The following is a 20,512-nucleotide window of genomic DNA, read 5'->3' on the forward strand; positions in this document are numbered from 1 at the left end:
AGCGGACGTTCACTCCACCAGCGTGAACTGCAGCAGCAGCGTGCGCTGGAGCATCGAGAAATTGTCGTCCGACACCAGCGTCAGCACGGTCTCGCCGTCGGGCGTGACGTGGGCGTCGATGCCTTCCATGTTGTCGACCTCGTGGCCGAGATCGGCGGCGAACAGCGCAGGCCCGTCGACCAGCGCGTTCGGCGCGATGGATTTCAAAGGGATCGACCGGATGCGGATGTTGATGCCGGTGAACCAGGAGAATTTGCGTTCGAGGATGAGAAGCTCGCCCGAGGCCAGCAGCACGGCGTCGCTGATGTCGAATTTTTCGGTGCGACGGACGCTGAACTGGCCGGGCGAGGGGCCGCCGATCAGGAACGCGACCAGATTGCCGTCGGCGTCCAGCCCGCGCTCGGAGAAGGCAATCAGGGTGCCCGCGAGCGGCTGGCCTTTCGGCACCACGACCATCGCTTCGAGCCCCTTGTTGGAGGGCAGCTTCCGCACGGCGGGCGGCGTTGGCACCACCTCACCGCGGGCGCGCGTGCCGCCTTTCGCAAAATCGAAACGCAGGATCTGGTTGACGCGTTCGAGCCCGACATAGACGACATTGCCGTCGCGCGCGAGCGACTCGGTGTCGTACCAGAACCGCTTCTCCGTGATCGGCCGGCCCTCGGAATTGAGCATCGGGGATGCCTCGACATCGTCGAGCGCGACCATCTTGCCGCTGGAATAGCGGATGCTGCCGGTGAACCAGCCGCCTTGGTCGGAGATCGCGAGGAAGCGCTCGCCCTTCGCATCGAGCCGGATGCCGGACAGGCCGCCGAAGCCGCGATAAGGCGAGGTCAGCACCAGGCCGCTGCGATACTGCAGCTGACCGAAGCGCACGCGCGAGCGGTCGCGCGGCTCGAAATTGGGAATCTGCCGCGCGTTCACCTCGACGCTGACAGGCTCGGCGACGGCGTGCTCGATCTGCGCGGCGCGCGGCGGCGGCTCGGTCGTCGGCTGCGCCTGCGCCTGTCGGGACAGTGCGAGAATGGAAAATCCCGCCGCCGCGTGGCCAAGAAAGCTGCGGCGGGACGATTGCGTGCTCACGAATGCAATTTGCGTCGCGGGCGACCGGCCTGATGCGTGGGCGCGGTGTTGGTCTCGCTGAACAGCTCGGCGAGCTTCTCGGTGATGGCGCCGCCGAGTTCTTCGGCATCCACGATCGTCACCGCGCGGCGATAGTAGCGCGTGACGTCATGGCCGATGCCGATCGCGATCAGCTCGACCGGCGAGCGGGTCTCGATCTCCTCGATGATGTGGCGCAGGTGCCGCTCGAGATAGTTGCCGGGATTGACCGACAGCGTGGAATCGTCGACCGGCGCACCGTCCGAGATCATCATCAGGATCTTGCGCTGCTCGGGCCGGCCGAGCAGGCGCTTGTGCGCCCAGTCCAGCGCCTCGCCGTCGATATTCTCCTTGAGCAGACCCTCGCGCATCATCAGGCCGAGGTTTTTTCGCGCACGACGCCACGGGGCATCCGCCGACTTGTAGATGATGTGGCGGAGATCGTTGAGGCGGCCGGGATTGGCCGGCTTGCCGGCGGCAAGCCACGCCTCGCGCGATTGCCCGCCCTTCCAGGCGCGCGTGGTGAAGCCGAGGATCTCGACCTTGACGCCGCAACGCTCCAGCGTGCGCGCCAGGATGTCGGCGCAGGTCGCGGCGACCGTGATCGGGCGACCGCGCATCGAGCCGGAATTGTCGAGCAGCAGCGTCACCACCGTGTCGCGGAACGTCGCCTCCTTCTCGTGCATGAAGGACAGCGGGTGATACGGATCGGTCACAACGCGCGACAGGCGCGCAGGGTCGAGAATCCCCTCTTCGAGATCGAAGTCCCAGGCGCGGTTCTGCTGCGCCATCAAGCGCCTCTGAAGCCGGTTGGCGAGGCGGGCGACGATGCCCTGCAGATGCGCCAGCTGCTTGTCGAGATAGGCGCGCAGGCGCTCCAGCTCGTCATGGTCGCAGAGGTCTTCGGCCGCGATGACCTCGTCGAATTTCGGCGCGAAGGCATGATATTCCGGCCCGCGCGGCTCGTTCCTGCCGTGCGCGTTCGGACGCGTCGCCTCGCCCGGCGTCTCGTCATCGCCGAGCTCGCCGTCGTCGAACGTGTCGGAGGTCGAGGCCTGCGCGCTTTCCATCGCGCTCTCGCTCATCTCCTCGCTCGAGGCCTGCGCCTGGTCGGCGCTCATCTCCTGAGCGGCGTCGGAATCGGGCGAACCTTCGGCGCCGGACTGGTCGTTGTCGCCGTCCTGGTTCTCGTCGTTATCGTCATTATCTTCGCTGTCGGCGCCGCGCTCGTCGCCGAGCTCGAGCGCGGTCAACAGGTCATGCACGGCGTCGCCGAACCTGGTCTGGTCCTCGACCAGGCCGTCGAGCCGGTCGAGCCGCTTGCCGATCTTGTCCTCGAGAATGGGCCGCCAGAGGTCGACCATCTTCTTCGCCGCCGTGGGCGGCGCCATGCCGGTCAGGCGCTCGCGCACCAGCATCGCCAGCGCATCCGCCAGCGGCGCATCGGCACGGTCGGTGATTTCGTCGAACTTGCCGCGATGGAAGTGGTCGTCGAGCATCGCGGTGAGATTCTTGGCAACGCCGGCCATGCGGCGCGCGCCGATCGCCTCGACGCGAGCCTGCTCGACCGCCTCGAACACGCCGCGCGCCTGCGGATTGCCTGGCATCAGCTTGCGATGCAGCTTTGCATCGTGACAGGCGATCTTGAGCGCGATGGAGTCGGCGTGGCCGCGCACGATCGCAGCGTCACGTTTTGTCATTTTGCGCGCCGGCTCGGGCAGCCGCGCCTTGCCGGGCGCGAGGCCGGGACGCTCGGCCGCGAAGCTGACCTCGAGCTCGGGCGATTTCGCAATCGCCTTCAGGCAGGAGGCCACCGAGCGCTTGAACGGCTCGGTCGGGGCTTCCTTGGTGTTACGGAATTTGGAGTTGGATGATGATGTGCTCATAGCGACTTCGTAAACGAATGGCGCGTCACGCCGCCGGGATAGCCCTTGAGGGTGCCGAATTCCTCGTACCCGCAGGAACGATAGAAACCCGGCGCCTGGAAACTCATCGTGTCGACATGGGCCTGGATCGCGCCCTGCCGTCTTGCCTCGTCCTCGATCGCCGCGATCAGCTTCGTTCCAAAACCCTTGCCGCGCTGCTTCTGGTCGATCCAGAAATACTGGATGAACAGAACCGTGGCCCAGAGATGCCCGACGATGCCGCCAACGATCTTGCGGCCGTCCTTCAACGAGACCGCGATGCTCTTGACCCTCTGCTTCCCGAACTGCTCGTCGTTATAGGCGCCGAGCCCGGCGAGCACAGCCTTCTTGGTGGTCCCAATGGTGCGCTCGACGGTGATGGTTGGCATGGTCTAGCTGAGCGCCACGTTGACCGCCGATTCCGGCAGCTCCGCGTTGAAGCAGCGCTGATAGAACTCGGCGACCAGGGGACGCTCGAGCTCGTCGCACTTGTTGAGGAAGGTGACCCGGAACGCGAAGCCGATATCGCCGAAGATGTCGGAGTTTTCCGCCCAGGTGATCACCGTGCGCGGGCTCATCACCGTCGACAGATCGCCATTGGCGAAGGCGTTGCGGGTGAGATCGGCGAGGCGAACCATCTTGTTGACGATGTCGCGGCCCTCCTGGGTGCGATAGTGCTTGGCCTTGGCCAGCACGATCTCCACTTCCTCGTCATGGCTGAGGTAGTTCAGCGTGGTGACGATCGACCAGCGGTCCATCTGGCCCTGGTTGATCTGCTGGGTGCCGTGATAGAGGCCCGAGGTGTCGCCGAGGCCGACCGTGTTGGCGGTCGAGAACAGGCGGAACGCCGGGTGCGGCTTGATCACCTTGTTCTGGTCGAGCAGGGTCAGGCGGCCGGAGACCTCCAGCACGCGCTGGATCACGAACATCACGTCGGGGCGGCCGGCGTCGTATTCGTCGAACACCAGCGCGACGTTGTTCTGGAGCGCCCAGGGCAGGATGCCGTCGCGGAATTCGGTGACCTGCTTGCCGTCGCGGACCACGATCGAGTCCTTGCCGACGAGGTCGATACGGCTGATGTGGCTGTCGAGGTTGACGCGCACGCAGGGCCAGTTCAGGCGGGCGGCAACCTGCTCGATATGGGTGGATTTACCGGTGCCGTGATAGCCGGTCACCATCACGCGGCGATTGCGGGCAAAGCCGGCGAGAATGGCGAGCGTGGTGGCGCGATCGAAGCGGTAGTCGGAATCGACTTCAGGCACATGAGGATCGACTTCGGAATAGGCCGGGACTTCGAGATCGCTGTCGATCCCGAACACCTGGCGCACCGACACCTTCATGTCGGGCAAACCGGAAACTTCCTCAACTTTGGACATGGCGGCGGTCGTCATCAATCCTCCGAGGCCCCGGGCGGTCCCGAGACCAGTTATTTGCACGTTGGCTGCGGCTGGGTGCGTTTGCGAACCTATCAGAGACAACGTGCCGGCAGAAGCCCGCGCCCCAATCAAAGTTCCATTGTCTTTTCATTTAGATAGGCAAGGAACGCGATTTTTGGAGGGCTGCCTTGCGAATCGCGCTCGAATTTCGGGCGGGAGGCGCGACCTGCCCACGCGAATGGCACTTTTACCGCGTGCACCTACTTATGTAGGGTCCGAACCCCGGTGCTCCAGCCCCCCAAGAAAACGTGACGTCCTTTCTCGATCCCCTCATCTCCTTCGTTTCGGCCCATGCGTGGCTGGCCTATCTGACCCTGTTCCTGGCCGCGCTGCTCGAAGCCGTTCCGGTGGTGGGATCGGTGATCCCCGGCTCGACCATCATTCTGGCGCTGAGCGCGCTGGTTCCAGGCGGGGAATTGAAGCTGCAATGGGTGCTGCTGGCGGCGGCAATCGGCGCCGTGCTGGGCGACGGCTCGGCCTACTGGATCGGGCACCGGCGGCAGCGCGAGATCCTCAATACCTGGCCGCTGACCAACTATCCGCGCGTGGTTGCCGAGAGCGAAAGCTTCTTCCACCGCTTCGGCACCTGGGCCGTGTTCTTCGCCCGTTTCGTGCCGCCGATCCGCGCCTTCGTACCCGTCACCGCCGGCGCGCTGGGGATGACCCCCGCGAAGTTTTATGCCGTGAATATCCCGGCGATCCTGCTCTGGGCTCCCGCGCATGTGCTGCCGGGCGTGCTGGCGGTATCGGCCCTCCACCAATATTTCGGCGTGCCGCACCATGGGCATCCGTTCAAGCACATCTGGATCTTGATGGTGGTGGCCGTGGCGATCATCGGCGGCCTTGGCATCTGGTACTACCGCCGCCGGCAGAACGGCCTCGTCGCGACGTCCAAGCCGCGGGGTTAGTGCGGAGGACGACGCGCTCGCAGAGAGATCTACCTAGCCCGCCGCCCCGGTGCCGGCCCCACATACCTTGCCCGCGGCCTGATCAGCTTGCCGAACTGCAATTGCTCGCTGGCGTGCGCGATCCAGCCGACGCTGCGGGCCATCGCGAACAGCGCGAGCTCGCTGCCCAAGGGCAGGCGTAGCGCGTGAACGAGGACGGCGAGCGCATAGTCGATGTTGACGAGCTCGCCGGTGGCTTCAATGATCCGCTCCGGCACTTCTCTCGTGAATTTGCGCGGCGCTCCGGCACGCGCCAGCGCGTTCAGCAGCGATTGCGCGCGGGGATCGCCGCGCTTGTAGACGCCGTGGCCGAATCCGGCAAAGCGCTCACCCAGGGCGACGCGCTCGCGAACCATCGGGGCGACATCGCGATCGATCAGCGTCTTGACGAGCTGCGAGGCCAGCACGCCGGCGCCACCATGCTTCGGCCCCTTCAACGCGGCGAGGCCGGCGATGACGGAGTCATAGAGGTTGAGGCCGGTCGATGCCGCGCAGCGCGCGGTGAAGGTCGAGGCGTTCAATTCGTGATCGGCGAGCAGCACCAGCGCGCGGCGGATGAGGTCGGGCGCGTGCTTGTTGTCGGGCGCCCAGGCCTTCGCGATCTGCTGGTGCAGCGGCTCGGCCGACGGCTCGGCATTGAGCATGGTCGCGACCAACAGGCGGACGATGCGCCCGCCGACCATCGCCCGGCCATCCGGCGCGCGGGTGTAGGCACGCGCGTCCGCGCTGGTCGCGAGCGCCAGCACCGCGATGGCACGGTCGATCGGCGCGGCGCGGCGCGCGGCCTCCGCGATCGCGCGCATCTCGTCGGAGATCTGGGGCTGATTGTCCGGCGTGAAGGGATCGACGTCGGAGACGTCCCACAGCAGCGTGGCCGTGTGCTCCAGCGTGTCGTTCTCGGCAAGATCGACGCAATTGACGCCGCGGTAGATCGCGCCCTCCTCGGTGATGGTCGAAATCTCCGTGTCCATGACAGGCAGGTCGGCATCGAAACTGCGCAGCCCACGCGGCTCCGGCGACGGCACCCGGCGCTCCTTGAGGGCGCGGACGTCCTCGGCCCGATAGCGGTTCTTGCGCGAATCCGGCGTCGGCTCGGAGCGGATCAGGCCGCGGCTGACATAGGCGTAGAGGGTGGCCGGCGAGATCGCCAGCTCGGCGGCAGCCTCCCGGGCCGACAGATAGAGTTCCTCGGAATTATTCATATTGATTTATGTAATCAAGATTGATCAATCTGTCGAGAGGCCTGATTTTCTCCTGGTGCAGTGCAAAGGAGATTGGGTCATGAACATCCACCTCACCAAAAGCCAGATCGGGCTGGACGGCGTTCTCGCGGCCGAGACCGTGCTGAGCCATGTCGATGGCGAGCGCGGCGAGCTGATCATCGCCGGCGAGCATGTCGGCCGCCTCGCCGCCAAATCGAGCTTCGAGGGCGTCACTGCCCGGCTCTGGAACGGCGCCAGCAAGACCAGCCTGAGCGAAGCCAATGTGCGGGCGAGCTTGGGCGCGGCGCGCGCGCGCGCCTTCGCACGGCTGGACGAATTGCTGCCGGCGACGCGCGGCATGGGCATCGTCGAGGGGGTCCGCGCGGCGGTCGCTGGTCTTCGCGCCGAGCACGGCCTCGAGCATGAAGCGACCATCGTCGGCGCGTTTCCAGTGATCGCGGGTGCGCTGGTCCGCCGGGCCAAAGGGCTCGAGCCGATCGCGCCCGATCCGAATGTCAGCCACGCCGCCGATACGCTCCGCATGCTGCATGGCCGCGCCCCCGCAGCACGCGAGGTGACCGCGCTCGACGCCTATCTCGTCACCGCAAGCGACCACGGCATGAACGCCTCGACCTTTACGGCGCGCGTGGTCGCCTCGACGCAAGCCGATCTGTTTGCGGCCGTTACCGCCGGCTTTTGCGCGCTGACGGGACCGCTGCATGGCGGCGCACCGGAGCCGGTGCTCGAAATGCTGGATGCAATCGGCTCGCGCGAGCGCATCGAGCCCTGGGTGGATGCCGCGCTGGCGCGCGGCGAGCGGATGATGGGTTTTGGTCACCGCGTCTACCGCGTGCGCGATCCGCGCGCCGACGTGCTCAAGACCGCGGTCGAGGCGCTGGCGTCCAACGGCACCGATTTGCCGTTCGCCGGCGAAGTCGAGGCCTATATCCGCAGCGCGCTGCGGAAGAAGAATCCGGAGCGGCCGCTGGAAACGAACGTCGAGTTCTTCACTGCGATCCTGCTCGATGCGCTGGCGATCCCACGGCAGGCGTTCACGCCGATCTTCGCGGTGGCGCGCGCAGCCGGCTGGACCGCCCATGCGCGCGAGCAGCAGCGGACGGGGCGATTGATCCGGCCGAGTTCGTCATATGTGGGGGCGATGCCGGAGGCGTGAAGTGGCGCGGATATCTCCGCGAGTCCGAAATCGTAGGGTGGGCTAAGGCGCACTTGCGCCGTGCCCACCATCGATTCGAAATTGCAACAAGAGCGTGGGCACGCTTCGCTTTGCCCACCCTACGATACTGTCGTCCCCGCGAAGGCCGGAACGACACCAGGAAATGCAGCGAGGGCCTTACGCCTCCCGCACCACGGTCTTCAGATAATTGTAGGCCTTGATGATCTCGATCAGGCGGTCTTCGGTCGAGCGGTCGCCGCCGTTGGCGTCGGGGTGGTGCTGCTTGACCAGCGCCTTGTACTTGCTCTTGACGTCGGCCAGCGTGGAATCGGGACCGAGGCCCATGACCTGGAGCGCCTTGCGCTCGGCGTTCATCACCTTGCGCGTCTCGGCCTTGGGCTGGGCTTCGGGCCCGCGGCGCCAGTTGGCGCGGCCGTTGATCTCGGAGAACATGCTGAACGGATCGGCCGCCATGTCGATCTCGGCTTCGGCCCCCTTCTTGCCGCCATTGGCGCCCATCTTCCAGGTCGGACGGTGGCCGGTCAGCGCATCCTTCTGGTAGCGCGCGACGGCGTCGGCATTCATGCCGGAGAAGAAATTGTAGTTCTGGTTGTACTCGCGCACATGGTTCAGGCAGAAGTGCCAGTACTCGCGCTGGTTCTCGCGACCCTTCGGCGCACGGTGCGCGCCCTTGTTCTGACACCCGGCCCACTCGCAATTGACCACGGCATCGCGCGGCTTCAATTCCGGCTGCTTACCTTTCGGCTTGACCCGGATGGAGTCGAAGAACTTTGATGAATCGATCGGCATGGCTGACTTTGACTACGCAATGCAAAAACCTTCAAGTCTTGACATTGCAATTAGCGTACGACCCCGGCAATTGACGGAGTGCGATCGCGCACATTAATGGGCAAACATGGCTACCAAAGACGTTATCAGCAACAAGTTGCAGGAAGCTTTCACGCCGGAAAGCCTGCAAGTCGTCGACGAGTCACATTTGCATGAGGGCCACGCCGGTCACAGGCCGAGCGGCGAGACGCACTTTCGCGTGTATATCGTGTCTCAGGCCTTCAAAGGGAAGAGCCGGGTCGATCGCCACCGCATGATAAATTCGGCGCTGGCCGCGGAACTTTCCGGCAGCGTGCACGCGCTGGCGATCCACGCGCAGGCCCCGGGTGAAGGCGGGAGTTAGCTCGTCGATTCGGCCGTCATGCCCAGCGAAGGCGGGGCATCCGGTAAACACTGCTGTCGAAATTCAATCAATGGGACGCGCGCACTGGATCGTCCGCCTTCGCGGACGATGACACCTCTTGTGAGGCTAGAACGACGTCCCCGCCCGTCGCGGCTTGGCTTCCTCCATCTCCGCCTCGCGCGGCACCGGCGAAATACGGAGCGCGGTGATGCGGTTGCGTTCGCGGCGGAGGACGCGGAACCGGAAACCGTGGAAGGTGAAACTCTGGCCGCGGTCGGGGATCGAGCGCGCCTCGTGAATGACGAGGCCGGCGACCGTCGTTGCCTCTTCATCGGGCAGGTGCCAGTCCATGGCGCGGTTGAGATCGCGGATCGGCACCGAGCCGTCGACGACAACCGAGCCATCCGGCTGGGCGCGCACGCCGGCGACCACGACGTCGTGCTCGTCGGAGATGTCGCCGACTATCTCTTCCAGAATGTCTTCCAGCGTCACGAGACCTTCAACTTCGCCGTACTCGTCGACGACGAGCGCGAAATGGGTTTTTCGCCGGCGGAATGCCTTCAACTGCTCGGAGACGGGCCGCATCTCCGGCACGAACCAGGGCGGCAGCGCGATGGTGGAGACGTCGATGCGCGAGGTGTCGCCGTCGGAGGCGCGGATCGCGCGCAGCAGGTCCTTGGCGTGGAGCACGCCGATGATGTTCTCCGGCTTCTCGCGCCACAGCGGGATGCGGGTGTATTCGGTCGCCAGCACCTCGCGCACCAGCTCTTCCGGCGGCAAATCGGCGTTGATCATCATCATCTCGGTGCGATGGATCATGACGTCGGAGACCTGGAGCTCGCGCAGATCGAGCAGGCCGCCGAGCATGTCGCGGTCCTGCTTCTCGACCTTGCCCTCGTGATGCAACAGGTCGACCGCGCCGCGCAGGCGCTCGGTCGGCGACAGGATCGCCTGGTGCTCGCCGGCGAGCCCGAACAGGCGCATCAACAGGCGCACGATGACTTCCACGATCCGCAGCAGCGGTCCCAGCACGTACATCGTCAGCCGCATCGGGCGGGCGACCGCGAGCGCCATCCGGTCGGGCGCATTGATGGCGATGGTCTTGGGCAGCACTTCCGCAAAAATCACGACCAGCGCGGTCATCACGCCGGTGGCATAGAGCACGCCGACATCGCCGAACCAGGCCGTGAAGATGCTGGTGGCGAGCGCGGACGCGGTGATATTGGCGATGTTGTTGCCGAGCAGCAGCGCGCCGATCAGGCGCTCGCGCATGTCGAGCAGCTGCGAAACCACGTCGGCGTCGTGATTACCCTGCTTGGAGAGCCGCAGCATGCTGGCGCGCGAGGCGCCGGTCAGCGCGGTCTCGCTCGCAGCGAAGAAGCCCGAGACGAGCAGGCAGATGATGACGATGGTGAAGCCGAGCCAGTCCATGCACCACTCAACGGAAATTCAATCGCGCATTATGCCTTTTGCGCGAGCTTCTCTTGCAGGAAATCGCGCACCGGCGCCGGCTCGACGTCCTTCGCGATCACAGCGCGCCCGACGGCCTCCAGCAGGATGAAGGTGAGCTTGCCGCGCTTGACCTTCTTGTCCTGCGCCATCAGCGCCATCAGCGCGTCGGCATCCGCAAGGCCTTCCTGCGTGAAACCGGCGATGTCCTGCAGGCGCGTCGGCAGGCCGGCTTCGATCAGGTGACGCTCGACGCGTGCCGCATCGGCGTCACCGATCATGCCGAGCTTCGCCGAGAATTGCGCCGCCAGCGTCATGCCGATCGAAACACCCTCGCCATGGAACAGGCGGTCGGAGAAACCGGTCGCGGCTTCCAGCGCGTGACCAAAGGTATGGCCGAGATTGAGCAGCGCACGCTCGCCGGTCTCGCGCTCGTCGCGCGAGACGACGCCGGCCTTGGCACGGCAGGAGGTCGCGATCGCGTGCTCGCGCGCCGAACCGCCCTTGAAGATGTCGGAATGGTTCTTCTCCAGCCAGGTGAAGAAGGCCTCGTCGCCGAGCACGCCATATTTGGCGACCTCGGCATAGCCGGCGCGGAACTGCCGCGGCGACAGCGTGTCGAGCACGGCGGTGTCCGCAATCACCAGCACCGGTTGGTGGAAGGCGCCGAGCAGATTCTTGCCCTGGGGCGAGTTGATGCCGGTCTTGCCGCCGACGCTGGAATCGACCTGCGCCAGCAGCGAGGTCGGGACCTGCACGAAATCGACGCCGCGGCGCAGGATCGCAGCCGCAAAGCCGGCGAGATCGCCGACCACGCCGCCACCGAGCGCGATGACGAGATCGTTGCGCTCGATTTTCGCCGCGATCAGGGCCTCGCTGACCTTCTCGAGGCCGGCATAGGTTTTGGAGATCTCGCCCTCCTCGACCACGATGCGCGAGGTCGGAATGCCGGCAGAAGCGAGCGACGCTTCAGTCGGCTCGAGCCAGTATTTTGCAACGGTGCGATCAGTGACGATTGCCGTACGCACGCCGGGCCGCAAGTGCGCGACCCGCTCGCCGAGCGAGGCCAGCACGCCGCGGCCGATGACGATGTCATAGGCGCGATCGCCGAGCGCAACGTCGACGTTGACAGGATCGGAATGTTTCAAGGGCGCAGTCATCGAACGGCACTCGCGACGTCGGCAGGGGGCTGGGACGGCTGCTCGCCGCAGAGATGGGCGCGCAGCGTCTCGATGGTCTCCTCGACGATCTTGTCGTGCGGCACGTCGCGGGAGGCGATGGTGAGGTCGGCATGGCCGTAGATCGGCTCGCGCTCGGTGAGCAGGCGCGTCACGGTTCCTTCGGGATCGGCGGTCTGGAGCAGCGGACGATCGGCGCGGCGGCGCACCCGGCGCATGATGACGTCAGGATCGGCCTTGAGCCAGATCGAGACCGCTTTGGCCGCAATGCGGGTCCGCGTCTCCTCACGCATGAAGGCACCGCCGCCGGTCGCAAGCACGACAGGCCCGCCGTCCAGGAGACGCGCGATCACCCGCGCCTCGCCGTCGCGGAAATGCGGCTCGCCGTGGCGCTCGAAAATCTCCGGTATGGTCATGCCGGCCGCCGACTCGATCTCGGTGTCGGCGTCGACGAAGGGCAGCTTGAGCCGGGCGGCCATCCGACGGCCGATGGTGGATTTGCCCACCCCCATCATGCCGACGAGCACGATCGAGCGCGTCCCGAGCGCCGACAGGATGTCGGCCTCAGGGGCAGCTTGGATCGGCAACGCGGCGTCGGACATAAATCTCGCTCTGGGTCTCGCTCAATCTGCCGCCAAAGGCGGCATGCTTTGGCCACCTATACGACCCCCTCGGGGCCCTCGCCAGAGGACTCTTGCCACGAAACGGCGAACATGTTGGATGATTTCATTGGTTAATTTGGACGCCTGAGACCCTCGCCGAGATATTGCCCGATGCCCAGCCTGTTCCGCTTCCTGACGGTCGTCGCCGTGATCGCCGGCATCGTCTATGGCGTGGTCTTCGCACTGGCGAACTTCGTGAGCCCGAAGTCACGGGAAATGACGGTGACGATCCCGCCGGATAAATTTCTCAAGAAATAGGAGCTAGCTTCCAGGGCATGCGCGTAACGCCCTCAGACAGCAAGCTCACCGGCCTGTTCCTCGACATGCTCGCGGCGGAACAGGGCGCCGGCCCCAATACGCTCGATGCCTACCGCCGCGACCTCACCGATTTCTCGGAATTTTTGGGCCGCGCCGGGCACAGCTTTGCCGACGCCGAGACGCAAGTGCTGCGCGATTACCTCGCCGATCTCGACAGCCGCGGCTTCAAGTCCACCAGCGTCGCGCGGCGGCTGTCGGCGATGCGGCATCTCTACCGCTTTCTCCTGAACGAGCGCATCCGAACCGAGGATCCGGCGGCGATCCTGTCCGGGCCCAAGCGCGGCCGCGGCCTGCCGAAGGTGCTGTCGATAGCGGATGTCGACCGCATGCTTCGCCGCGCCAAGGAATTGAGCGAGGCGGCGGATGCCTCGCCCCCGAAGCGGCTGCGCGCGTTGCGGCTCTATTGCCTGCTCGAAGTGCTCTACGCCACCGGCTTGCGCGTCTCCGAGCTGGTGGCGCTGCCGCGCTCGGCGGCCAAACGCGATGCCCGCATGATCGTGGTGCGCGGCAAGGGCAACAAGGAACGCCTGGTGCCGCTCAACGAGGCCTCGCGGCAGGCGATGGCGGATTATCTCGCGCAGACGGAGGCCGCGAAGACGGAGAAGAAGAAAGACAGCCTCGCCACCTCGAAATGGCTGTTCCCCTCGTCCGGCGAGAGCGGGCATCTGACGCGGCAGCATTTCGCCCGCGACCTCAAGGAGCTTGCGGTCGCCTCCGGGTTGCAGGCCCGGCTGGTCTCCCCGCACGTGCTGCGCCATGCCTTTGCCAGCCACCTCCTGCACAACGGCGCGGATTTGCGCATCGTGCAGACCCTGCTCGGCCACACCGACATCTCCACGACCCAGATCTACACTCATGTGGTCGAGGAGCGCCTGAAGAGCCTGGTGCGCGACCTGCACCCGCTGGCGGAGAAATAGGTCTCCTGCCTCGTCCGGGATACAACGGCCCAGCCAGAGCAACTCATGAAACCGCCTTGACTTCGGCCACATCTCCGCAGAAAGAGCCGTGGCCTCACGCATGATTTGGCGGCTGCTTCAGAGCACACAAGCCAACTCATTGAAGAAGCTACACTTCTTTTCGCTGGTCCAAATCCGCTTCGACGCCCCGCCCCGTCTTCCCTATATTGAGTTGATGCCAGACCCGATGCGCAGCTATCTCGACTTCGAAAAGCCCGTCGCCGAGCTCGACTCCAAGGTCGATGAGCTCAGGACGTTAGCTGCCTCCGGCACGGACATCACTGATGAGATCGGCCGGATCGAGGACAAGGCGGCGCAGGCGCTGGCCGACCTCTATCTGAACCTGACACCGTGGCAGAAGACGCTGGTCGCGCGGCATCCGCAGCGGCCGCATTTCAACGACTTCATCAAGGGCCTGATCACCGAATTCACCCCGCTCGCCGGCGACCGCAAGTTCGGTGAGGACGAGGCGTTGGTTGCCGGCTTCGGCCGCTTCCGCGGCGAGCCGATCTGCGTCATGGGCCAGGAAAAGGGCGATTCCACCGAGAGCCGCATCCGGCACAATTTCGGCATGGCGCGGCCCGAGGGCTATCGCAAATGCGTGCGGCTGATGGAGATGGCCGAACGGTTCGGCCTGCCGGTGCTGTCGCTCGCCGATTCCGCCGGCGCCTATCCCGGCATCGGCGCCGAAGAGCGCGGCCAGGCCGAGGCGATTGCGCGCTCGACCGATGCCTGCATGGCGCTGACCGTGCCCAACGTCGCCATCATCACCGGCGAGGGCATGTCGGGCGGCGCCATCGCCATCACCACCGCGAACAAAGTGCTGATGCTGGAGCACGCGATCTACAGCGTGATCTCGCCCGAGGCCGCCTCCTCGATCCTCTGGCGCGACGGCTCCAAGGCGCAGGAAGCCGCCAACAACATGAAGATCACCGCCCAGGACATGCTCCGTTTCGGCGTGATCGACAGCATCCTGAAAGAGCCGGTCGGCGGCGCCCATCGCGACCCCGCCGCCATGATCGCCACCACGGGCGATGCCATCGCCAAGGCCTTTGACGAGATGCGTGGCCTGGACGGCGACGCCATCCGTAAGCAGCGGCGGCAGAAATTCCTCGATATCGGCCGGAAACTGGGCTGATTCGACCGTTTTCGGTCCCGTAGGGCGGGCAAAGGCGCGAAGCGCCGTGCCCACCAGCCGGTCGGACGGCAGAGAATGGTGGGCACGCTTCGCTTTGCCCACCCTACGAGACCTCCAGTAACTCCCCGTTAACCCTTTTTTTGCCCAAATCGGCGATCTGAGTCCCGGTTGGGCCGGAAGGCCCAAGTAAGGCCCAAAGTCGCGTCCATTCAGTCTTCGTTGACCATGCCACTGGGCCAACGGGCTCGTGATCCCCGCTCGGGTTGCGACCACATGACCCAGAGGTTAGAATTTTAATCAATGGCTTCAGGGCACAAGCGCTGGAGCGTGGTTCGAAAAAGCCCGGCACGACGGGTCCGGATCTCCGGTCGGATCATGCTTCGAGATTGGGGTTCGCGCTGCTTGCCCGGCACGGTGTGGGGTCCATCTTGATTTCTCGTTCGCTTGCTCGCGCGCTTTTGGCTTCGGTTGCGCTGCTGACGGCCAGTGTCCTGCTGACCGGCTGCGACACCGACCAGGTCTCGCTCGCAACCAACGCCAAGGCCAACCAGCCGGTGCCGCCAAAGCTTCTCGCCGCGATGGTCGAGAAGAACATGGACCTGCAGTCGCCGATCCTGGTCCGCCTGTTCAAGCAGGAGGCCGAGCTCGAGGTCTGGAAGCAGGCCCGCAACGGCCAGTTCGCGCTGCTCAAGACCTATCCGATCTGCCGCTGGTCGGGCGATCTGGGTCCGAAGGTGCGCGAAGGCGACCGCCAGGCGCCGGAAGGATTTTACTCGATCAATCCGGGCCAGATGAATCCGCAGTCGGCCTACTATCTCTCGTTCAACACGGGCTATCCGAACGCATTCGACAAGGCCTTGGGCCGCACCGGCTCGCAGCTGATGGTGCACGGCGACTGCTCGTCGCGCGGCTGCTACGCGATGACGGACGAGCAGATCGCGGAGATCTATTCGCTCGGCCGCGAATCCTTCTTCGGCGGCCAGAAGGCGTTCCAGCTGCAGGCCTATCCGTTCAAGATGACGCCGGTGAACATGGCCAAGCACCGGAACAATCCGAACATGGCCTTCTGGAAGATGATCAAGGAAGGCTATGATCATTTCGAGGTGACGCGGCAGGAGCCGAAGGTCGATTTCTGCGAGAGAAAGTACGTCTTCGACGCGACGAAGCCGGCCGACGCCAAGCGCGATCCGGTGTTCGACGCGTCCGCAAAGTGCCCGGCCTACGTCATCCCCGAGGACATCGCCAGCGCGGTGCGCGAGAAGGATGCGCGCGACCAGGCCGAGTACAACAAGCTCGTCGCCAAGGGCACGCCGATGGCGCGCATGAACACCGGCATCGACGGCGGCATGAACAAGATTTTTGCCTCGAAGATTCCGGAGGGATCGACCGGACTCTCGGAGAATGCCGAAGGCTCGACCCTGGAGATGCTGGCAATGGCGAAGGCGCCGGGCACGATCCCCGGACACGTCAATCCGCCCAAGCCCAATCTCGATGCGGTCGCCGCCGCGCCCGCGAACCAGGAGCCAGCCGTCGCCGTCAGCGCGCCCGCCGCCACCACCCGCGTCGCCGCGGCCGCGCCGGCCAGCGAGAAATCCCAAGAGAAATCGTCAGGTGGCTTCTTCGCCAATCTCGGCCGCAAGATGGGGATGGGCACCGCCGACACCACGGCGACCACGCCTCCGCCGCAAGCGACCGCCTCCGTGGCCCCGGCCGCTGCTCCCGCAACGCCGCCCACCGCGACGTCGAGGCTGAAGGCCGCAGTGACCCGGTTCGTGCCCGGCCGCGACACGTCCAAGGACGCGCCGAAGCCGACCGTGGCTGCCGCCAAGCCGGCCGAACCGGTGAAGCCGGACACGCGCCTCGCCGCGACGCGTCCCGCGCTGAAGCCGTCGGTATCGGATGGCGCGAGTGAAGCGACCCAGATCATGGGCGCCGCGCCCGTGGTGCAGTCGAACTCGTTCGACAGCCGCTTTGGGGCGGTGAGGTAACGGGCGGCGCTCCGCTTAATCTCTCCGATCTATCTCAGCCTGACGCCGTCATCCCCCGCGACAGTTGAGCCACGGTGAGAGCGCTGCGCCTCACTCAAAGACGGGCAGCACGACCTACGGCGCCAGGTACCGCATCAGCTCCGGATTGCCGCGCACGTCACTCGCCTGCCCCTGCAATGCGACCCTGCCACGGTCCAGCACGTAGGCATAGTCCGCGACGCGCAGCGCGAGGTCGAGATGCTGCTCGACGATGATGACGGCGATGCTTTTCGCGAGCTCGATCAGGCGCTCGGTGATCTCCTCGATGACGCCGATCCAGACACCCTCGGTCGGCTCGTCCAGCAACAACAGCTTCGGATCGCCCAGCATCGCGCGGCCGATGGCGAGCATCTTGCGCTCGCCGCCGGAGAGGGTGCCGGCGGGCTGGTCGAGACGCTGGCCGAGTTTCGGGAAGATGGTCAGCACATGGTCGACCGCGTCGGCCTTCTTGCTCGCGAGCGAGCCGACCGCGAGATTGTCGCGAACCGACAGGCGCGCGAATACCGAATGCTCCTGCGGCACATAGCCGATGCCGGCGCGCACGCGCTCCTGGGTCGCGCGGCGGCTGATGTCGCGGCCGTCGAAGGCAACCTCGCCCTTCCACGCCGGCAGTTCGCCGACGATGGTCTTCATCAGCGTGGTCTTGCCGGCGCCATTGCGGCCGAGCACGGCGACGCCGCCGCGCCAGGGAATGCCGAGGGTGACGTCGAACAGGACCTGGCTGCGGCCATAGCCGGCGTCGAGATGCTTGATGTCCAAAAATTCAGGCACGGCGCAAATAGATCTCCTGGACGGATTTATTGGCCTGGATCTCCGACACGGTGCCCGATGCCAGCACCTTGCCCTGATCGAGCACGGTCAGGCGATCGCAGATGTCGCGGATGAAATCGAGGTCGTGCTCGACGATGACGAGCGAGCAGTGCTTCTTGATCGGCTGGAGCAACTCGCCGGTGACGCGGCGCTCCTCCAGGCTCATGCCGCCGGTCGGTTCATCCAGCAACAGGAGTTTTGGCTTGCCCGCGAGCGCCATCGCGATCTCCAGCCATTGCTGCTGGCCGTGCGACAGGGCGGCCGCCGCGTCGAAGGCGCGATCGGCGAGGCGGAACTGCGTCAGCATGGTCATGACCTGGTCGTGCAGCGCGCCGCGGGTGCGCGAGAACACGAGGTCGAACAGCGAGGACTGCGCCTGCAGCGCGAGCAGGATGTTGTCGTAGAGCGTCAGCGTCGGCAGCACGCTGGTGATCTGGAATTTCAGGCTCATGCCGGCCCGGGCCCGTTCGGTCGGGGTGAACGCGGTGATGTCGGTGTTGATGAAACTCACTTTGCCTTGCGTCGGCACCTCGGCCCCCGCAATGCACTTCATCAGCGTGCTCTTGCCGGAGCCGTTCGGTCCGATCAGGCCGTGAAACTCGTTCTCGCCGACGGTGAGCGCGGCGCCGTCGAGCGCGGTGAGCTTGCCAAAGATCTTCTGGATGCCGGCGGCTTCAAGGAGCGGCATTGCGCTTCTCCTTCTCCGTCTCCTTCTCAGTTCCCTTGGGCCTGGCACCAAAGCTGCCGACCCGCTCGCGCTCGCCGAGCACAAAACTGATCAGGCCGAGCGGCCGGAACAGGATCACGAGCAACAGCAGCAGACCGAGGATGATCGGCCAGATGTCGCGATAATTGTCGGAGAGCCAGAAGCTGACACCTTCGACGATCACGGTGCCGATGACGGCGCCAATCAACGTGCCGGAGCCGCCGAACAGCACATAGAGTACCACCTGCGTCGAGACGACGACTCCGACCATGTTGGGCCAGACGAAGCCTTCGTGGAAGGCATAAAGGCTGCCGGCAAGACCTGCGATGGCGCCGCCGATCGCGAAGATGATCGCCTTGAGATGCTGCGCCTTGTAGCCGAAGAAGGCGATGCGCTGCTCGTTCTCGCGCAGGCCTGCGAGCGCCAGCCCGAATTGCGAGCGCACCAGGAATCGGCACAGCAGATAGACGACGACGAGGATGCCGAGCACGAGATAGTAGAACGCCGGGCCTTCAGTAAACTCGTAGCCGCCGAGCGACATCGGCGCGATCGAGGGGATGCCGTTCTGGCCACCGAGATAGTACCAGCCGCGCGCGAGGCGATCGGCGGCGTAGGAGCCGGTCAGCGTGCCCAGCGACACGAAGATCACGCTGGAGGGATGCCGTCCCAGCAGCAGGAAGCCGCCGAGCAGCAGCGCGAAGGTGAGGCCGATCAGCGTTCCCGCCGGCAGCACCAGGAAAATGTTGGTAATGTCGAGGTCGCGCGCGAGCAGCGCGACGCCATAGCCGGCCGAGCCGAAGAACAGGGCCTGGCCAAAGCTCATGATGCCGGCATAACCCCAGACCAGATCGAACGACAACGCGAACAGCGCGAGGATGATCACGCGGGTCGCGAACACCGTGAGGTAGTCCTGCAGCACCAGCGGCGCGAGCAGCGCCGCGACGAGCACGACGCCCTCCACGATCGGCAGGACCTTTCGTCCTGCCTTGACCTGTTCCTTGGCCTGTCCCGCGGCCACGCGTTCAACCATCGCATCGTCCGCTTCGTCGCCGGCGATGGCTTCTCTTACCACACTCATCGACTTAGGCATTCCGCCTCAGCATTCCTTGGGATCGACGAGCCCGTCGCTGCGTCCGACGATCTCGTAGTTCCCACCCTTGGCGACCGCCGTGTACATCTTCATCTTGCAGTGCCGCTTGCCCGGCACCATTTCGGCGGGTCCGCCAGGGCCTTCGGCGATCTTGGCGTGATCGAGCGCGGCGGCAACCGAGTCGCGATCGACCTTGCCGGCCTCCTTCACGGCCGCCTCCCACAGCTTCAGGCCGCGATAGGTGCCGGTCGCGGCACTGCCGGCCGCGAACAGGAAGTTGCCCGGAAAGTCCTTCTCATACGCCGCCTGGATTTTTGCGTCGAACGGGTTCTCCTTGGTCAGCACCTTGAAATAGTCGAGACAGCTTGCGAGCCCCTCGATCTCGGCGGCCTGGTTGATGTTGAGCGTGTTCTCGTCGTAGTAGACGCAGGCCAGGCGCCCGCCGTTCTTGAGGAAGCCCGCTTCATAGAGCTGCTTGAAGAACGGGCCGACGCCCGGCGGAATGACGGTGTTGAAGACGACGTCGACCTTGTTGGAGACGATGCGGTTGACGGTCGCGGAGAAATCGACCTGGTCGAGCGGGTAATATTCCTCGAACACGACCTCGCCGCCGTTCTGCTCGATCACCTTGCGGGCATAGACATTGAGCGTGTGCGGCCAGACATAGTTGGCGCTCGGCAGCGCGAACTTCTTGCCGCCGTTCTTGATCAGCCAGGGGATGAACTCGTCACACTGCTGCGCCGGTGTCGGCCCGGTGCAGAACAGATAGGGCGTGCACTCCTTGCCTTCGTAGAGCTGCGGATAGATGTAGAGCGTCTTGCCTCGCGCCACGATCGGGTCCTTGATCGCGTTGCGCATCGACGAGGTGATGCCGCCCAGCACCATGTCGACCTTGTCGCGCTGGATCAGCTTTCGGACGTTGCCGACGGCGACGGATTCGTTGGAGGCAGTGTCCTCGATATAGAGCTCGAGCGGACGGCCGAGCAGGCCACCGGCCGTATTGATCTCCTTGATCACCATCTTGGCGACATTGGCGTCGGCATTGCCGGCATAGGCGATGGGACCGGTGAGGTCGGTCGCGATACCGACCTTGATCGGGCCTTCCGCCGCATTCGCCCAGGGCGCCGGAACCACCCAGCTGCCGACGCCGGTCGCGACCGCGCCGGTGGTAAAGGCAAGATTGGAGAGGAAGCGGCGACGCGAAAGCTGAGTACGATCGAACATG

At 65.2% G+C, this 20,512-nt stretch carries 20 protein-coding genes; 7 read left to right on the forward strand and 13 right to left on the reverse strand.

The annotated features are described in order from the left end of the window. Nucleotides 1–9 precede the first annotated feature (9 nt). From JQ627_RS19495 to cobS, 4 genes are read right to left on the reverse strand one after another with little or no spacing between them, the layout of a single operon-like run. Nucleotides 10–1,080: an esterase-like activity of phytase family protein gene (locus JQ627_RS19495; RefSeq protein ID WP_212485761.1), complete on the reverse strand. Its 1,071-nt coding sequence runs from the start codon at nucleotides 1,078–1,080 to the stop codon at nucleotides 10–12. Continuing rightward, nucleotides 1,077–2,984 carry a cobaltochelatase subunit CobT gene (gene cobT, locus JQ627_RS19500; RefSeq protein ID WP_212485762.1) on the reverse strand — a complete coding sequence of 636 codons (1,908 nt, stop codon included), beginning with the start codon at nucleotides 2,982–2,984 and terminating at the stop codon, nucleotides 1,077–1,079. The genes JQ627_RS19495 and cobT overlap by 4 nt, the downstream gene beginning before the upstream one ends. Beyond that, nucleotides 2,981–3,391: an N-acetyltransferase gene (locus JQ627_RS19505; protein WP_212485763.1), complete on the reverse strand. Its 411-nt coding sequence runs from the start codon at nucleotides 3,389–3,391 to the stop codon at nucleotides 2,981–2,983. The genes cobT and JQ627_RS19505 overlap by 4 nt, the downstream gene beginning before the upstream one ends. Before the next feature lie 3 nt (nucleotides 3,392–3,394). Continuing rightward, nucleotides 3,395–4,393 (reverse strand): cobaltochelatase subunit CobS, encoded by a 999-nt coding sequence (gene cobS, locus JQ627_RS19510; protein ID WP_028159559.1) that lies wholly within the window; start codon nucleotides 4,391–4,393, stop codon nucleotides 3,395–3,397. A gap of 293 nt (nucleotides 4,394–4,686) precedes the next feature. Here cobS and JQ627_RS19515 point away from each other — a divergent pair, with 293 nt between their 5' ends. Then, nucleotides 4,687–5,346 (forward strand): DedA family protein, encoded by a 660-nt coding sequence (locus tag JQ627_RS19515; protein WP_038934391.1) that lies wholly within the window; start codon nucleotides 4,687–4,689, stop codon nucleotides 5,344–5,346. A gap of 29 nt (nucleotides 5,347–5,375) precedes the next feature. Here JQ627_RS19515 and JQ627_RS19520 read toward each other — a convergent pair whose 3' ends face one another. Continuing rightward, complete coding sequence (locus JQ627_RS19520; protein WP_212485764.1) at nucleotides 5,376–6,587, reverse strand: citrate synthase family protein; 1,212 nt, start codon at nucleotides 6,585–6,587, stop codon at nucleotides 5,376–5,378. Between the two features lie 79 nt (nucleotides 6,588–6,666). On the opposite strand from JQ627_RS19520, the gene JQ627_RS19525 reads away from it, so the two are divergent. Continuing rightward, a complete protein-coding gene (locus tag JQ627_RS19525) occupies nucleotides 6,667–7,761 on the forward strand; it encodes a citrate synthase/methylcitrate synthase (RefSeq protein ID WP_212485765.1) in 1,095 nt (364 codons plus the stop codon). A gap of 177 nt (nucleotides 7,762–7,938) precedes the next feature. Here JQ627_RS19525 and JQ627_RS19530 read toward each other — a convergent pair whose 3' ends face one another. Next, complete coding sequence (locus JQ627_RS19530; RefSeq protein ID WP_212485766.1) at nucleotides 7,939–8,571, reverse strand: J domain-containing protein; 633 nt, start codon at nucleotides 8,569–8,571, stop codon at nucleotides 7,939–7,941. Between the two features lie 106 nt (nucleotides 8,572–8,677). On the opposite strand from JQ627_RS19530, the gene JQ627_RS19535 reads away from it, so the two are divergent. Then, entirely contained in the window at nucleotides 8,678–8,953 is a 276-nt protein-coding gene (locus tag JQ627_RS19535) for a BolA family transcriptional regulator (protein ID WP_212485767.1), read from the forward strand. Between the two features lie 126 nt (nucleotides 8,954–9,079). On the opposite strand, the gene JQ627_RS19540 is transcribed toward JQ627_RS19535, so the two are convergent. The 3 genes from JQ627_RS19540 to JQ627_RS19550 are packed head-to-tail and all read right to left on the reverse strand — an operon-like array spanning nucleotide 9,080 to nucleotide 12,182. Continuing rightward, complete coding sequence (locus tag JQ627_RS19540) at nucleotides 9,080–10,384, reverse strand: HlyC/CorC family transporter (RefSeq protein ID WP_212485768.1); 1,305 nt, start codon at nucleotides 10,382–10,384, stop codon at nucleotides 9,080–9,082. 29 nt (nucleotides 10,385–10,413) lie between these two features. After that, on the reverse strand, nucleotides 10,414–11,562 hold the full coding sequence (gene aroB, locus JQ627_RS19545; RefSeq protein WP_212485769.1) for a 3-dehydroquinate synthase: 1,149 nt from the start codon (nucleotides 11,560–11,562) through the stop codon (nucleotides 10,414–10,416). Further along, nucleotides 11,559–12,182, reverse strand: a complete 624-nt coding sequence (locus JQ627_RS19550) for a shikimate kinase (protein WP_212485770.1) — start codon at nucleotides 12,180–12,182, stop codon at nucleotides 11,559–11,561. Before JQ627_RS19550 ends, aroB begins: the two co-directional genes overlap by 4 nt. Nucleotides 12,183–12,353: 171 nt before the next feature. Between JQ627_RS19550 and JQ627_RS19555 the strand changes: the two genes are divergently transcribed. The 4 genes from JQ627_RS19555 (at nucleotide 12,354) to JQ627_RS19570 (ending at nucleotide 16,642) form a co-directional block, all read left to right on the forward strand. Further along, entirely contained in the window at nucleotides 12,354–12,500 is a 147-nt protein-coding gene (locus JQ627_RS19555; RefSeq protein ID WP_014439243.1) for a hypothetical protein, read from the forward strand. 17 nt (nucleotides 12,501–12,517) lie between these two features. Beyond that, complete coding sequence (gene xerD, locus JQ627_RS19560; RefSeq protein ID WP_212485771.1) at nucleotides 12,518–13,477, forward strand: site-specific tyrosine recombinase XerD; 960 nt, start codon at nucleotides 12,518–12,520, stop codon at nucleotides 13,475–13,477. A 214-nt stretch (nucleotides 13,478–13,691) separates the two neighbouring features. Next, nucleotides 13,692–14,654 carry an acetyl-CoA carboxylase carboxyltransferase subunit alpha gene (locus JQ627_RS19565; protein ID WP_212485772.1) on the forward strand — a complete coding sequence of 321 codons (963 nt, stop codon included), beginning with the start codon at nucleotides 13,692–13,694 and terminating at the stop codon, nucleotides 14,652–14,654. A 428-nt stretch (nucleotides 14,655–15,082) separates the two neighbouring features. After that, nucleotides 15,083–16,642 carry a murein L,D-transpeptidase family protein gene (locus JQ627_RS19570; protein ID WP_249143191.1) on the forward strand — a complete coding sequence of 520 codons (1,560 nt, stop codon included), beginning with the start codon at nucleotides 15,083–15,085 and terminating at the stop codon, nucleotides 16,640–16,642. Nucleotides 16,643–16,756: 114 nt separating this feature from the next. On the opposite strand, the gene JQ627_RS19575 is transcribed toward JQ627_RS19570, so the two are convergent. From JQ627_RS19575 to JQ627_RS19590, 4 genes are read right to left on the reverse strand one after another with little or no spacing between them, the layout of a single operon-like run. Then, nucleotides 16,757–17,452: an ABC transporter ATP-binding protein gene (locus JQ627_RS19575; protein ID WP_212485774.1), complete on the reverse strand. Its 696-nt coding sequence runs from the start codon at nucleotides 17,450–17,452 to the stop codon at nucleotides 16,757–16,759. Then, entirely contained in the window at nucleotides 17,445–18,179 is a 735-nt protein-coding gene (locus tag JQ627_RS19580) for an ABC transporter ATP-binding protein (RefSeq protein ID WP_212485775.1), read from the reverse strand. Before JQ627_RS19580 ends, JQ627_RS19575 begins: the two co-directional genes overlap by 8 nt. Then, nucleotides 18,166–19,287, reverse strand: a complete 1,122-nt coding sequence (locus JQ627_RS19585) for a branched-chain amino acid ABC transporter permease (RefSeq protein ID WP_212485776.1) — start codon at nucleotides 19,285–19,287, stop codon at nucleotides 18,166–18,168. The genes JQ627_RS19580 and JQ627_RS19585 overlap by 14 nt, the downstream gene beginning before the upstream one ends. A gap of 6 nt (nucleotides 19,288–19,293) precedes the next feature. Then, the gene (locus tag JQ627_RS19590; protein ID WP_212485777.1) at nucleotides 19,294–20,511 is read right to left on the reverse strand and encodes a substrate-binding protein; all 1,218 of its coding nucleotides are present in this window, start codon (nucleotides 20,509–20,511) and stop codon (nucleotides 19,294–19,296) included. Nucleotide 20,512 lies beyond the last annotated feature (1 nt).

It is taken from the genome of Bradyrhizobium liaoningense (genome assembly GCF_018130785.1).
GTDB classification, from domain to species: Bacteria; Pseudomonadota; Alphaproteobacteria; order Rhizobiales; family Xanthobacteraceae; genus Bradyrhizobium; species Bradyrhizobium liaoningense_A.

Coding starts and splice junctions, on each gene's coding strand:
- cobT (WP_212485762.1), bottom strand. CDS start 2,984: ATGAGCACATCATCATCCAACTCCAAATTCCGTAACACCAAGGAAGCC.
- JQ627_RS19505 (WP_212485763.1), bottom strand. CDS start 3,391: ATGCCAACCATCACCGTCGAGCGCACCATTGGGACCACCAAGAAGGCT.
- cobS (WP_028159559.1), bottom strand. CDS start 4,393: ATGACGACCGCCGCCATGTCCAAAGTTGAGGAAGTTTCCGGTTTGCCC.
- JQ627_RS19520 (WP_212485764.1), bottom strand. CDS start 6,587: ATGAATAATTCCGAGGAACTCTATCTGTCGGCCCGGGAGGCTGCCGCC.
- JQ627_RS19525 (WP_212485765.1), top strand. CDS start 6,667: ATGAACATCCACCTCACCAAAAGCCAGATCGGGCTGGACGGCGTTCTC.
- JQ627_RS19530 (WP_212485766.1), bottom strand. CDS start 8,571: ATGCCGATCGATTCATCAAAGTTCTTCGACTCCATCCGGGTCAAGCCG.
- JQ627_RS19535 (WP_212485767.1), top strand. CDS start 8,678: ATGGCTACCAAAGACGTTATCAGCAACAAGTTGCAGGAAGCTTTCACG.
- JQ627_RS19540 (WP_212485768.1), bottom strand. CDS start 10,384: ATGGACTGGCTCGGCTTCACCATCGTCATCATCTGCCTGCTCGTCTCG.
- aroB (WP_212485769.1), bottom strand. CDS start 11,562: ATGACTGCGCCCTTGAAACATTCCGATCCTGTCAACGTCGACGTTGCG.
- JQ627_RS19550 (WP_212485770.1), bottom strand. CDS start 12,182: ATGTCCGACGCCGCGTTGCCGATCCAAGCTGCCCCTGAGGCCGACATC.
- JQ627_RS19555 (WP_014439243.1), top strand. CDS start 12,354: ATGCCCAGCCTGTTCCGCTTCCTGACGGTCGTCGCCGTGATCGCCGGC.
- xerD (WP_212485771.1), top strand. CDS start 12,518: ATGCGCGTAACGCCCTCAGACAGCAAGCTCACCGGCCTGTTCCTCGAC.
- JQ627_RS19565 (WP_212485772.1), top strand. CDS start 13,692: ATGCCAGACCCGATGCGCAGCTATCTCGACTTCGAAAAGCCCGTCGCC.
- JQ627_RS19580 (WP_212485775.1), bottom strand. CDS start 18,179: ATGCCGCTCCTTGAAGCCGCCGGCATCCAGAAGATCTTTGGCAAGCTC.
- JQ627_RS19585 (WP_212485776.1), bottom strand. CDS start 19,287: ATGCCTAAGTCGATGAGTGTGGTAAGAGAAGCCATCGCCGGCGACGAA.
- JQ627_RS19590 (WP_212485777.1), bottom strand. CDS start 20,511: ATGTTCGATCGTACTCAGCTTTCGCGTCGCCGCTTCCTCTCCAATCTT.